Genomic DNA, 13825 nt, shown 5'->3' on the forward strand with positions numbered 1-13825 from the left:
TGTAATCCGGAATTCCTAACCGTTTATTTCATCTCTATATCAAACTTGCCTACCATATCCCTCAATTCCTCAGCAACCGTTGAGAGCTTACTGGCGAAAGTTGAAATGCTTTGTAAGGATGATTCCTGAGTCAGAACCGATTCCATGATTTTGTTAGTACTGTGCGCCGTTTTTCTGGATATTCCTCCCAGTTCACCCATCATGGCAGTCACTTGCTCTGTACTTGCAGACATTTCTTGTGTAGCGGATGAAATATCTATAACTTGATTCGATACGACCTGCGATGCATCCAAAATATTTGTAAAGGATTCTCCTGTGCTTTTGGCAATTTCCAATCCTTTTTTGGTTTCATTTGTACCTTGCGTCACGAATGTAGCTGTATTGTGAGTCTCTGATTGAATGTCGGCAACAAGCGTTTCAATCTGGCTTGTCGAATTTTTCGATTGATCGGCAAGCTTACGAACCTCAGCAGCTACAACTGCGAACCCTCTGCCATGTTCGCCAGCTCGAGCAGCTTCAATACTTGCGTTTAAAGCAAGTAGATTGGTCTGAGCAGTTAAGTCCTTAATGAGGTTGAGAATACTACCAATCTCTTCTGATTTCGATTCAAGGAGCTTGATTGTGCCTGCGGTGGAAATCGAGTTCGTATTGATGCGTCCCATTTGATCCGATATCGTTTGAGCGGCCATATTGCCTTCTTCGGATAGATTTTTCATAGCATGAGAAGCATTGGCAACTTCGGTCGCGTTTTGAGCAATAACTTGCAAAGAAGCTGCAATTTCTTCAACTGATCGTCCGCATTCTTCTGTAGAATTTTTTTGCTGGTCGACATGCGTATTCATGTCTCTGATTTCTGTTGTGATCAGCTCAATGCTGTGACGATTGTCTTCAGTGATGCTGAACAGTTCGTTGGAAGCTTCGGATACACTTGAAGCTGTTTGTTTAATACTTGATAATATTTCGCGAATACTAGAAAGCATCATATTGAATTTTTGATTTAATTCGCCGAAACCGCCGTTTTCCTCCAATGTGAAATTGAATTTTCCTTTAGAGGCTTGTTCGATTCCGCGCATTAATTGGTTGATCGGCATAAGCGTTCTTCTTGCCACCCAATATTGCGCCCCGTTGCAAATCACCAAGGCGATTAAGAGTAGAATGATCGAACTCAGGAGGAACGATTTTTGAGCATCGGGAATCACTTTAGCGTCTACATCCACGCCAAAGTAAGCTGCAACATTGCCACTATCGTCAATAATGGGGTAAAGAACGCTGACCCATGTGCCGTAATCATCTTTATAGTAAGAAGTGAAGGTCTCGGTTTTAGTTTTCAACATGGTTTTCAAACCCTTGACGATCCCTTTCGGTTGCTCATACATATCTCCAATGTTCAGACCTGCCTCTTTAAAAGCTGTAACAACGTGACTTGGAAACGAAATCAACGATGTTTTATTCCCATCCGCTAACTCAACCCCAAATATGTAAGCTTGCGCTACATTGGCATTGAAGGCAGTGTAACTATCAAATTGCTTGGTTAATCGTTGTTGCTCACTTGCTTCATAGCTTTTATCATTTAGTGCACCTTGGACGTCTTTATAGGTTATACCTTGTGCCCATACGGATGTCATATTATGGGTCTGCTGTCTCAATGTATCTGTTAAAATTTGGTTCTGAAAATAAGCGCTGATAGAAATAAGCACTACCCCGATGACTAGCAAATTCAACATCGAGAATAAAAGATTTTTGCCGAAATAGTTCTTGGTCTTCAATGTAACTACACTCCTTAGATGCTATTTGAGTTGACGTGAAACGCTATAATCTGTGAGTATCCCCCATTCTTCGACATTTTTTGAATATGCAGTAGGGATAGAGGCATAAAAAAAGCCTACCCAAAATTGTTCGGGATAGGCTTACTATCACAAACTGGCGGTTTGGCAGCCATAGCTTCGAAGCTTTAGGCCCATAACTTTGCGCCCTTACCTTTCGATAAGTTTGCCTTTTACAGTTGCTTGCTTATTTACAAATTATGACTATTATAAATTAACAATACATATATGTAAATATAATTTACATATATGTATTGTTAACATAATATGAAATATGCGACTTTCAGGTCGTACTTAAGTATTGTGATATGTCTTGTTTCATAGGTAAATTGAATCAGTCACTTCAAATGTAGAAGGGGCACTCGCCAGCGTCGTCCGCTGAGGTTACAGGCTTTATAAGGGCCGCAGTGATGTCTGAACAGAAAAGATCAATCGAAATTCAGACTATTCATCACATAAGTAAAACATTTACGTTGGTTATTCAAAAGCGGGGAGAACCACAACAGACTGGTTCCTGGCAAACCGAATTTTATAGATGGCGTAGTTACTATTTGACAAAGATACAGTAACAACGCTGTTAATAGACTCATTACCTTTAGTATCCTGTTTACGTAGCGCCTATGATAAAAATACTTTAGGGATATCCGTTCTATCTTTAAAAACCTGTTTAAAGATAGAGATAATCTTTTCCAGAATGTCGGATTTAATTGTTCTTTGTTCCTTTTGTAGTATCGTTATCTCTATCAATTCAATATAATTACTTTTGTCATCAATCTTTATGCGCCATAAACTGTCCGCGTTTTAATAGTTCTTTTTTCGCCTGCGTATTTTACAACTGGTAAGAGAATGTAGACTTTGAATATGCTGGGTGCTAGGGCTATAAGATTCATCGGGCTTTTATTCTCAAGACCTTTTATTTTCGGTTTTTCTGACTAAAAGCATCATTACCCACATGAACTAGGGTTTGTTAAGTTTCTTCTTATTACCCATTCCAAAATCCTCTTCATTTTTCCAACGTACTTTTCCAGTTATTTGATATTAAAAGCCGCACCTGGGCTAGATCGCCAGCACATACTGCCGTTTGTATTTCATATATTCGGTAATAACGCTGTCTATCATGGATTGATACAAGGGCAAGCTGCCCTAATACAAATAGCTGCCCTTCGGTCTTATCAGCTGTTAACAGTCCCATTAGGTGATTCACTACAGCCAATTTAGTATATTTGTCGATAAACTGTTGCGTTGCTCGCTTATTCATTCTCGGCCACCTTCTCACCACACATTAATGCCTCTGTTGTGGACTTCATCACTTCTTTACTATTTTATTATATTTATATTAATGCTTTAGGATGAAAATTTCTACGATACTTATAGTCCACATGAACTATTTTAACGGCACGCATAGTTAACGAGATCTATTTTAAAGCAATTCAGAACTTAATTTTCATCAATTTATTCACCGATTAGACACCTTTTGAGGTTATACATGTGTATTTGAGTAAGTTCTTGTTAATCTAATATGTCATCAACTCTCCTCCAAGGAGTGGTCATTAAAATGCTGCAAACCATTGTGTCCGATCATATGCACAGTCTGGAATCCATACTAAGATACATAAAATGGAATGCCCGGCCGATGAAGCACTAACTCGCCGAGTCGAAGAATAGCTGGGCTTTCTTCTTCTCGACGATCTCCGTTCTCTTTATCTCCTGCATAATGGCAAGCTTACGAAGAGCCTCGGATTGATCTTAGGGATAGAATTCATGCCTTTAGAGGAATTGTTACGGCAATAGAAGACCTGGAAAGAGATCGAGGAGAAGTATCAGGATGAATTCGACCATTATACAGTTCCCTTCGGTTCGATAAAGGAGCAGTATATCAACCTGCGTTGGTTACCTATTGCCCATAATGGTAGTGTTAATCATTTGGGAGTGATCTAGATCCTGATTGGAGTGGGAGCGTTGGACAAATCATTAGCTTTGGCCGTGATGAATAGTACAAGTATGACGTTGCAGCGTCGCCCCCTAATTTTCTACGTATCATGCTGCAGTCTCTCCATAATGGCGAATATACGATCCACTACGAGGATCATTTTACATGGTAACGGTGTTCTTAAGACAATTTCAAGTAGTAATTTCCCAGGGAAAGAAGTTATTAATGTTGTGAGTTGAGGTTGTTTGCAATTTACTATCTTTTTACTTGTATACTTCTTCAAGAAGCAAAGAGTTTCCTAAATCAATCAAAAACAAAGAACCATTTATAGTTTTATGAACATCAACCGATATAAGGTATTAAATATGGTCTTTTTCGTTCCACAATATAGGGCCCTAGATTGAATTTAGTTGAGCTATAACCTAACAAATAGAGATTCGGGAAGGTGATTATCATAACAGCTTTTATAGTCAACGGAGACAACCTATTTAAGTTAGCGCAAAGAAGATATGGTGATTCGGTCGAAAATTTTAATAATGTTATTTCATTAATTGACCAGCAAATTTCGGAATCTGCTATTCAATTTAGCAATGTACTACAAGCCCAATTGGATGCAAGTAACGCCTTCACAGAGGTAAAGAGTGAAGCAAGGCATATTCAGATCCCACCTACCGATACAAAGTTATCCTCCGAGAGTTTATCAATCCCATTTAAGGGTAAGAGCACAACCTCCATGCCAGTCTTTAGTCCAAGCAGTTCAAATACTGGTATTGTTGCTCAGTCGAACTATACACCTACCTCTGCTTCCGTCACAGAAGATTCCAAAACTCAGAAAACGGACCTTAAAGATAAGTTAACAGTTGAAACAAAAACAGATACCCGTGCAAAAGATGCTGATTCTACTGTAAACAATCTTTATTCTTTCCTTACGGGGAAAAAGACCCCGAGCAAGGAGGACAGGGATAAAGTCGACTCGATACTGAACATCTTACAAGATGGGTCGCTCTATATGCAACCCAATGTGCTTTCAAGTCTTCAAGGTACAGCAAACAGTAAGGCTGCGAGTGGAAAGTCGCCATCCACATCTGATCTCTTAAATAGAGGATCGTACTTACAGACTCTTCTTTCAACAATGTATGGGAATTCCGCAGTAACCGACCAAAGAACATTTGATGTAGATCTTAAACGCTAATTCTGTATTTTAAAGTTCAGAAATCTTAATTGTTGGTATTGAGACCGAAAGAAGCATGTCATTAGTGATTACATCCTACGTCAATCATTTATAAATGGATGTGCGCTTAGCTAGAAATCTAGTAGAAAACACCTATTTTATGAAAAGGCATGTGTGGGTTAGCACTTGTCCCATGCCTTTTTCAAAGTGGCAAGTCTAAAAATTGGGGAGGAGCTCGATGAGGATCTGGTAGAAAGGATGGTCCCAAGAAACAAAAATATAAGTGAGTATTATTGTTTTACTAACTGACGCGCAATGGACAGCACTTGAAAAAGAAGCAGAAGTAGAGAATAGCAAAATGGCGTCAGTTATGACTAAGCAAATAGAAATATTGACAAATGAAATAATAGTGAAACATAGGTTTAATGAACCGAAAAACTAAGACCATATAGATGATAAAAGCGAGTAGACCTTCAGGTTTACTCGCTTTTATTTTCAGAATCAAGTGATGAGAATGAATTCTTTTCAGCAGGAACGTTTTTACTGAAGATCAGCTTAATGTGATGGAATGTACAGTTGATACAGAAAATATGAGTTCTGTTATTGCCTACAACTATTAAAAATTTCTTGAAGCTGCGTCAAGTAATTCAGTGAATATGAAAATTAGAGTTTGCAGCGGATTTCCCACTCGGATCGTCTAATAAGGTGAAGGTGGTGATTACGTGAAGCAGGCCGGCAGTCGACATAAGGAGGAATGGATGCGCATCTAGGCTACCAGAAGCATGATATGCTGGGTAAGCAGACCACCAATAGCCGTTATGTACTATTATTTCTCTGCATCGTTGTGTCTCTGGGGTGTAATGTTGGTGGTTTTGTGCTTTATCTGATGACACAAATTCCTATCAATCTCTCACTCATTTAAAACCCATCACGGGTCTTCTTAACTGTGCGCCCAGCATGGTTCTTACTACCGAAGGCATACGAGAGTAAATGGAGCAGTTAGATGGAGAGGAAGATAGCATTCTTACCTGAGGAGATCTGTACGGAACGTAAAGTTTACTTTGTGAAATTGTTGTAATTTGGCTTTTTCACCTTAAATCACCACTTTAATACAATTATTGGGCAAAACGATATCAAACACTTTACAGCAACATAATATGTTTCCACTTTCTTATTTAGTTGGAAAAACTCCGTTACTATACTTGCAGGAGATTTAGTTAAAAGTAGCCCGATAGAATATTCTAAAACGCTTATAACTAAGTAGGGAGGAGAGAAGACAATGAAGACGATTCATCGTGGTGATCACTCGTTCATTTTCAGAAGCGGGGAAGCTTGGAATGAAATAAAGAACTGTCGAAAATCTTAACAGTGACAACAACTTTTTAATGACATCTTTCGTCAAATATATACAAAATCTTTTCAGCTAAACTGACGAAGGAAGGTCCTTACAATGATTGTTCGATTTGCAATGGAAAGAAAGCAATATTTACTGCTTGGTATTGTTTTCTCAGGTGTGGTTGGTATGACATTTCTTAATTATACAGTGACCGGCCAAGTGCTTCCAATCCCGCTCATGGCCAAAACGATAATGCCCGAGGCGGGCACGCCTCAAATCCAGCAAGAGACCAAACCCGCAAGTCAAGAACAAGGCAAGCATCAGGAAAGGAATCCATTGCCCTCTCCGAAAGTAGAGTCTGCCGAACACACTGAGCAGCTTTCTTCGGCAGCAGCGAAACTTGGTCTAGGTTCCCAATCAAGCACTAGTCAGACAAAGAGCACGGTAGGCCGCAAAAAAATTGCCTTATCCTTCGACGACGGACCCGATCATAAGTATACGCCTCAAGTTTTAGATATTCTAAAAAAGAGCGGTATAAAAGCGACTTTTTTTGTTGTCGGTGATCAGGTTAGAAAATACCCTGACGTGCTTCGCCGCATCTATGCAGAGGGTCATGCGATAGGGAACCATACGTGGGATCACGCAGACTTAAGCAAACTCTCTATCCATCGGGTTAATGAGGAAATTAAACGAACTGACGATTACGTCAAGCAAATTCTCGGTGTTCCGCCCAGCATGGTCAGAGCTCCTTATGGTGCCGTGACATCTGCGATTAAAAGAGAGGTCGAATTGACCGGACGCCCCTTAGTAAGCTGGGATGTTGATCCCAAGGACTGGGCGGGAACTTCGTCCTCTAATATCCTGCAAAATATCCAAATGAATGCCAAAGCAGGCAGTATCATTCTCTTACATAGCTTTGGGGGGAAACAAGGCAAACTAGACAATACAATTGAAGCACTTCCAAAAATTATTACGTTTCTGCAAAAGAATGACTTTCAGCTCATGACGGTCCCTGAGATGAATTTCGGAGTGAAGGGGACACCATGATCAGCAATGGATTTAGAATAGGAGGCTTTACACCAGAAAATATATATGAAAATACTTTTAACGTTATGGCTGGTATGTAAGCTTGATGGTGGTTATTGGTTCATACCTAGAAGTAATCTCTATATATTTTGAATCAAATTCTGTCTGAACATTTACAGTGAAATATTATACTTTAAGTATTGAGTCGTAAATTAGAACATCATAACCGCCACGTCTAGCGCATTCTTTACTTTATATTTGGCGGTTATTTAACGTGGAATTATTGAGTGTGTCAGGTCCATATCTGAAAGTTATAGTCCTAGAGTCTCTCTATTTTCTAGTGTAATCTTGATGATCTATCATCGCTATGATGCTAATATGAGTAATTAATGAAAATGATACTCATAGTCCGTCGACTCTGTGTAGCGTGTAGCATATGATTGATGTATACCGTTTGACCAGAAGGACATTTCTAAAAAACTACAACTTTGATTAAATATGTCACAAGAAACACTTTATTTTTAGTTGGTGATCAATTTTGGGGTTACTTCCCAATTAAGTAATAAAGATGTGTCGTTTCGATTTTAGGGGGATATCGTTTCTTATCCATAATTGCAAGATGATAACAAAGGACATCCCATTAGGTTCCAGCATGAAGTTATAGCGGTAGTGGAGCGTTTAAACTGTGGTTTCTGCCGAATTGCGAGCAAGTCATCGTGCTTTATAATTCAATTGTAATTTCAGAAGCGCTGTTATATTGAGGATAGCTGTTGTCGACTGAAGTCGTGGATGATTTAATACATTTACTCAAACAGTATCTAACATACAACAAATAACTTGTTAGTGCATACTGTGTCTGGCAAGTTCTTAATTTATTGTGAGGAGGAATTGAATATGTCTGTTGAAGTTCACGGATCGGCTGTTAAAAGTGTTATTGAGGGTTGTGGTGTATTTCAGAAAAGGGTTAGGACACTTCTTGCAGAAAAAGGAATAGCTGAATTGGATGTACAAGCATGGTACTCACTTGACGATGTGATTACTGTAATTACAGATCTTTCTGCTTCTGTGGGGAGCAACTTACTGCTTGAAATTGGTAAATATATTCCTAAAAACTCGGTTTTTCCTCCGGAAATTGATAGTTTCGAGAAAGCGGTTGTCCTGTTGGATATAGCTTACAAAATGAATCATCGTAACGGAAACTATGGTGAATACAAATGTATTCAAGAAGATCCACAAACCCTTCGGTTTATTTGTAATGTTCCTTACCCTGCTATGGTTAATTTGGGCATTTTGCGTGGTTTCGCTCGTAAATTCCAATCGTTGGCTATCATCGAGGAAGTCAATATGAATGGCGGCGGTGAGTTTGTTGTTAAACTGTAGCTTAAAACTAAGACAGGGGACTGAATAGAAGTGAACGAAAAAATAAAAGCCTTAAATTTTCTAAAAGCTCTTAAGAGAAGTTGCCTATTCTTAATAGGAAAACGGCATATCGATGATTTGAACAATGTGTCTCCCAAAAACGATGCTATTCTGTCCTCACAAACTGAAACAACAGCTGATGCCTCTGAACATTTAGATCGTGCACATCGCTTAGCGATTATGGAACTAGTTGATTCAACAGATCAAATCGCTTCTTACTCTGACGAGCTCTCGGCAACAACTACCGAGAGTACACGAGGTATGTCAGCTATAAAAGTCAGCACCGAGCAAATTTCTCAAGGAAGTATGCAAATTGCTACATTTAGTGAGGAAAGTACACGTTCTATGGAAGAAATGGCTCAAGGAATTTCCAGAATAGCCGAAGCTTCTGCTATTGTTTATGAAGCGTCCTTGCAATCTGCTGAAGAAGCGGAAAAAGGCAACATCTCTTTGCAAAGCGTGATGATTCAAATGGATTTCATTACTGAATCAGTAAATGAATCCGATAAGCTCATTCAATCTTTGGGCGAGAGTTCGAACAAGATACGTGAAATTATTGAGTTTATTTCTGGGATTGCATCGCAAACAAACTTGCTTTCCCTGAATGCTGCTATTGAGGCTGCACGAGCTGGCGAACATGGTAGAGGATTTGCTGTAGTTGCTGGAGAAGTCAAGAAGCTCGCAGAACAGTCATCGAAGGCTGCTAAACAAATCAATCATATTCTTGAAGACATTCGAAATAAAAATGAGCAGTCTATAAGAGCCATGATGGATGTTCGTAAAGAAGTAAGCACAGGTGTGCAAAAGGTAACTGAAACGAGCGACGCCTTCGAAAAAATTCTTTTCAGCGCCAGACATGTCACCGAACAAATCCACGATGTTTCTGCAGTCGCGGAGGAGCTATCTGCAAGTTCAGAAGAAATCGCCGCATCTGTCGCAGAGATGAATCATGTCTCCCAAACAACAGCTCATAATGTTGGAACCGTTTTAAACTCAACAGAAGAGCAGCTTGGTTCAATTGAAGAGATTGCCGCTCTAGGAGAGTATTTGAACCAATTAAATCAAGATTTACGCGAAAAGCTGTCAAAATTTTTGAAATAGGATAAAGGGGCCGTCCCATAAATAGATAATCTACTTGGGGGACAGCACGTGTTTACAATGCCTAACTTTAGCTCGACCTCATAGCAAAAATCTACGAAATCCTCGTTTTTTAGATCCCCTAACAAGCTCGCGACCTTGATCATACGTTAAATTGAAAGTGCAAAAATTTCGTCGTTTCTGAATACTCATATGTATGATGTTTGAATTTACTTGAAAACGCTTTAATAAGGTGGTGGCACTATCAATTCTCTGGGTTTGGATTTGTTTGAGATAGAATATGTATTCGTGTTTTTGGGTAAGTTTCTCGGAATTTGATGAAAAACTGTTCATTTAGCTGATAATGTGATGCAAGGTAAAGATTCGGCTTATTTAAATCTATCAATAATGTTTGTTTTTATCCTAGTGTAAAAAAATAAGTATGAATTATAGCTATATATTTAGATGTATATTTGAATTGTAGGTGAATGTTTTGCAGATATATAATGTAGTAAAAGCTTGGGAATTGATAGCTTTAAGCAAATTCTCTATATTGCAACTCAAGCCATTTAAGAAGAAATATTGAGATCAGTGAGAATACAGGAGAACCAATTACTCTAGAGTGGGAGATATCAATGAAATTAAAAGTGCAAGTATATAATGAAAAAAAGGAAATGACATTTTGTAAAATCAATTTATGCAAGCTTCAAAACAATAGTGATAATACTGTAGAAAGCAATAAGGTATCAGTCTATTGCAATGGAGAATATGAATTTGAACTGGTATCCGGAGAGTATGATATTGAATTTTATAAGGGGAATTTATTTATACCTGTAAAAGAAAAGGTTGGGATTTATGGGGATGTTATTATAGAGGTATGTTTAAAGGAATTGATTGACACTAAAAGCCTCGGCCTATACTCCTTTGATGCGCATTCCCACGTTTCAAGGAATAAGAAATCAACAATAGGGAACCTTGAACATGCCTCTACTATCATGCAAGGGGAAGATTTCAATTTCCTGTTTGCAGGATCGCCATATGATCGGGAGACCCATATTCAAGATACGGATAACAGTTCTGTGGAAATGGTTCCATACAGGGTAAAGTATTCTGATATTATTCAAGCGGTAAACAATAACAGTTTTATTCTGGATATTGGTAACGAAATTGTAAAATGCCGCTATGGGCATATGTTTTTAATGAATTATGATCAGATGCCTCCTTATAGCCAATATTATGATCGAGCATGGGACCCATGGCTTTTTACCAAAGTTGGAGAAGAACCGGAATACGACATTGCATACCCCTATGAAGCACTTGGAAAGGAAAGAGGCCCAAACTCTGTTGCTGTGGCTGCCCATCCGACTAGTTGGTGGCATCATAACGGGGAATTTATATCCAATATTGCAGCAACTTTAGGGTTTGAAATCCTGGCAGAATCGATTGATGCAATGGTGATCATGGGGTATGACAGTGACCATACATCATACCAACAACTTTGGTATGATGTTTTAAACAAGGGTTATTTTATGCCAGGGGTAGCTGAATCGGATCACACTTTCGACACGACTTTAATGAAACACCTTAAGTTTAAAACCTACACCTATGTAGACAGTATTAGCATTGACTCCTTATGTACATCGGTAAAAGCAGGAAGAAATACGGTTTCCTCAGGCCCCATAATCCTATTTCATGTTAACGATCATAAGCAGGGAGCAGTCTTGAGCTATGAAGAAGAGGACGAATTTAATATTGAGATAGAAGCATTCCAATGTTACCAGGCGCTTCTTAGTAAAATCCAAATCATTGTTAACGGTAAAGTTTGGATAGAACATGGAATAAACGATAGTAGGTATGTTATGAAGGAAAAACTAAAATTTAACCAGGACAGCTATGTACTTGCAAAGTGTTATGATTTTGCTGGAAATGTTGCCATCACGAATCCCGTTTATATAAGAAACACTCCCTTTGAGAACAGGAATTTTAAATCAGATTTGACATTAAGGGTCCTTAAGGATGGAAAACCTGCAAACGGACTTTTCTGGATTGATGATAACCTGAATAAGTCTAATTTTTCAAAGGAAATCAATTGTATGATCAAAGTTGCTTCTGAAGTGAATATTGAGGTTGCTGGGATAGTAAAGAAAGTGAAACTGTTTGAAATGGACGAATTACAACAAATATTTAAGAATTTGTATTTTGGTTATTTTAATCAAGACAAACAGTATGCTCCCGGAGAAGTACCTGCATCATACTTTGAACTTGCCCGCATGAAAAAAATATTAAGCAAGGTTGATCTTCAGATCAGCTTCTAGGACGGTTCTTCCCATACAAATACTGGTATGTTAAACTATTTTATATCCATATTATGTCTCTATTGTAGTGGTGCATGATCCTGAAATTACAAAGGAATAGGTATATGATCCATGACTAAACTACTCATTGTTGAAGATAACGATTTTGAAAGAAATGCTTTACAAAATTACATGAACTGGGATATTTTGGGTATTCGGCAGGTGGAAACTGCGTTTAACGGTTTGGATGGACTGGAAAAAGCGAAAACACTTATGCCCGATATCATCATCAGTGATGTGAAAATGCCGGGTATGAGCGGGATTGAGATGGCCAAAAATATTATAAGGTTTTGCCCTGATGTCAAATTCATTTTCTCAAGCGGACATGAAGATGTTAGCCTACTTCAGGAAGCGATGGAAGTAAGGGCGTTAAGTTATTTGATCAAGCCTTTAAAACAAGAAGAATTGATAGCGGTTATTAAGAAGACTACATCTATTCTAGTAGATGAAAAACTTACGAGTCTTGAGAATACTAAGATTGTTGAACAATTTAAAAATAATCTTCACTATTTGCAAACCAAGTTTCTTGAGGAATTAATCACATCGGGAAAAAGCTCCAGCGATACCAAATCTTTGTTTGTTCAGGCAAATGATCTTAAGCTGAGAATGATTGGGATGTATAAGTTGGCTTTGATCGAGTTTGAGTTTGGTGTGGATACGGATATTTTTCAAAATTCCGACTTGCTCAACGTAGTTCTATACAAACTTGAAAGTATTTGCAACAATAAGAATGTCATTTTGATCAAGTATTCAGGCAAAGGAATCATTGTCCTGCTCCATACGCTAGTTCGAGGGAATGAGGAAGGATCCTGGATCTTAAACGATATTGAAAAAGAAATTGAAAACTTATCCCAGGAAAATAATTATAATTATATCATTGGCGTTAGTGATGTATTTGCGAATATTGAGGAGCTGCACATCGCATATAAACAATCCAGATTTGCTACAAGCCGCAAAATAGCGTTAGGGTATGGACATATTGTTTTTTATGCGGAGGGTAATGAAGCTCATTCTGTTTCTTTGGAAACGGAACAGCAAGATATTAAAGCTACAATTTCACAAATAATTGACATGGCATGTGAGGGTGAGAGTTGTGAGGAGGCAATAAGCAAGCTGGTACATTTAATACTTGTTGACCCGAACCACAAAATGGATAGTATTCAAAGCTTATTTATTTTTTTGTTTTCTAACTTATCCATGCAAATGGCAGGCAGGGGTGAAAATTTCGGAAAAATTGCCGAACAAGAAGTAGACATTTTTAAGGAAATTATTAATTCCAAGACAATCCCCGATATTATCCTGTATACCAGTAAGATCTTAAAATCCATATCTTCGTATATGGGAAGGAAAAAACTAAATAAAGATGATTATATCATCAATGAAATATTACATATCTTAAATCACGAATATCAGAAGCCTATTACCCTTACCTATCTTTCAGATCGGGTATACTTGAGTCCCAACTACCTAAGGATCATATTCAAGCAAAAAATGAAGATAAGCATACAGGAATATTTGACGAATTTACGTATGTGCAAGGCCAAGGAGTTATTAACCCAGACCAGGTATAAGGTTCATGAAATAGGCGAGAGGGTAGGATATGAAAACAGCACTTATTTTAATATCGTGTTCAAAAACTATATTAAGATGACACCAGGGGATTATCGTAACAAGTTCATGAACTAGAAT

At 38.2% G+C, this 13825-nt stretch carries 8 protein-coding genes and 1 riboswitch; of the genes, 6 read left to right on the forward strand and 2 right to left on the reverse strand.

Going from position 1 to position 13825, the window contains the following annotated elements:
* Window positions 1-23: 23 nt before the first annotated feature.
* On the reverse strand, window positions 24-1766 hold the full coding sequence (locus HQN88_RS13685; protein WP_173112528.1) for a methyl-accepting chemotaxis protein: 1743 nt from the start codon (window positions 1764-1766) through the stop codon (window positions 24-26).
* Window positions 1767-1919: 153 nt separating this feature from the next.
* Window positions 1920-2004, reverse strand: a riboswitch (cyclic di-GMP riboswitch).
* Window positions 2005-2826: 822 nt separating this feature from the next.
* Window positions 2827-3081, reverse strand: a complete 255-nt coding sequence (locus HQN88_RS13690; RefSeq protein WP_173112531.1) for a hypothetical protein — start codon at window positions 3079-3081, stop codon at window positions 2827-2829.
* 1117 nt (window positions 3082-4198) lie between these two features.
* Between HQN88_RS13690 and HQN88_RS13695 the strand changes: the two genes are divergently transcribed.
* The 6 genes from HQN88_RS13695 to HQN88_RS13720 all read left to right on the forward strand — a co-directional run bounded on the left by HQN88_RS13695 (window position 4199) and on the right by HQN88_RS13720 (window position 13822).
* Window positions 4199-4945, forward strand: coding sequence for a hypothetical protein (locus tag HQN88_RS13695; protein WP_173112534.1), 747 nt, complete (start codon window positions 4199-4201; stop codon window positions 4943-4945).
* A gap of 1429 nt (window positions 4946-6374) precedes the next feature.
* Window positions 6375-7307 carry a polysaccharide deacetylase family protein gene (locus tag HQN88_RS13700; RefSeq protein WP_173112537.1) on the forward strand — a complete coding sequence of 311 codons (933 nt, stop codon included), beginning with the start codon at window positions 6375-6377 and terminating at the stop codon, window positions 7305-7307.
* Window positions 7308-8180: 873 nt separating this feature from the next.
* A complete protein-coding gene (locus tag HQN88_RS13705; RefSeq protein ID WP_173112540.1) occupies window positions 8181-8666 on the forward strand; it encodes a hypothetical protein in 486 nt (161 codons plus the stop codon).
* Between the two features lie 30 nt (window positions 8667-8696).
* Complete coding sequence (locus HQN88_RS13710) at window positions 8697-9806, forward strand: methyl-accepting chemotaxis protein (protein ID WP_173112543.1); 1110 nt, start codon at window positions 8697-8699, stop codon at window positions 9804-9806.
* A 611-nt stretch (window positions 9807-10417) separates the two neighbouring features.
* Window positions 10418-12097, forward strand: coding sequence for a CehA/McbA family metallohydrolase (locus HQN88_RS13715; protein WP_173112546.1), 1680 nt, complete (start codon window positions 10418-10420; stop codon window positions 12095-12097).
* A 111-nt stretch (window positions 12098-12208) separates the two neighbouring features.
* Window positions 12209-13822: a response regulator gene (locus tag HQN88_RS13720; RefSeq protein ID WP_173112549.1), complete on the forward strand. Its 1614-nt coding sequence runs from the start codon at window positions 12209-12211 to the stop codon at window positions 13820-13822.
* Window positions 13823-13825: the final 3 nt, after the last annotated feature.

It is taken from the genome of Paenibacillus qinlingensis (assembly GCF_013204845.1).
GTDB lineage: Bacteria > Bacillota > Bacilli > Paenibacillales > NBRC-103111 > Paenibacillus_E > Paenibacillus_E qinlingensis.

Excerpts from the sequence above, each read along its gene's own strand:
- HQN88_RS13690 (WP_173112531.1), bottom strand. The coding sequence starts at position 3,081 with ATGAATAAGCGAGCAACGCAACAGTTTATCGACAAATATACTAAATTG.
- HQN88_RS13700 (WP_173112537.1), top strand. The coding sequence starts at position 6,375 with ATGATTGTTCGATTTGCAATGGAAAGAAAGCAATATTTACTGCTTGGT.
- HQN88_RS13705 (WP_173112540.1), top strand. The coding sequence starts at position 8,181 with ATGTCTGTTGAAGTTCACGGATCGGCTGTTAAAAGTGTTATTGAGGGT.
- HQN88_RS13715 (WP_173112546.1), top strand. The coding sequence starts at position 10,418 with ATGAAATTAAAAGTGCAAGTATATAATGAAAAAAAGGAAATGACATTT.
- HQN88_RS13720 (WP_173112549.1), top strand. The coding sequence starts at position 12,209 with ATGACTAAACTACTCATTGTTGAAGATAACGATTTTGAAAGAAATGCT.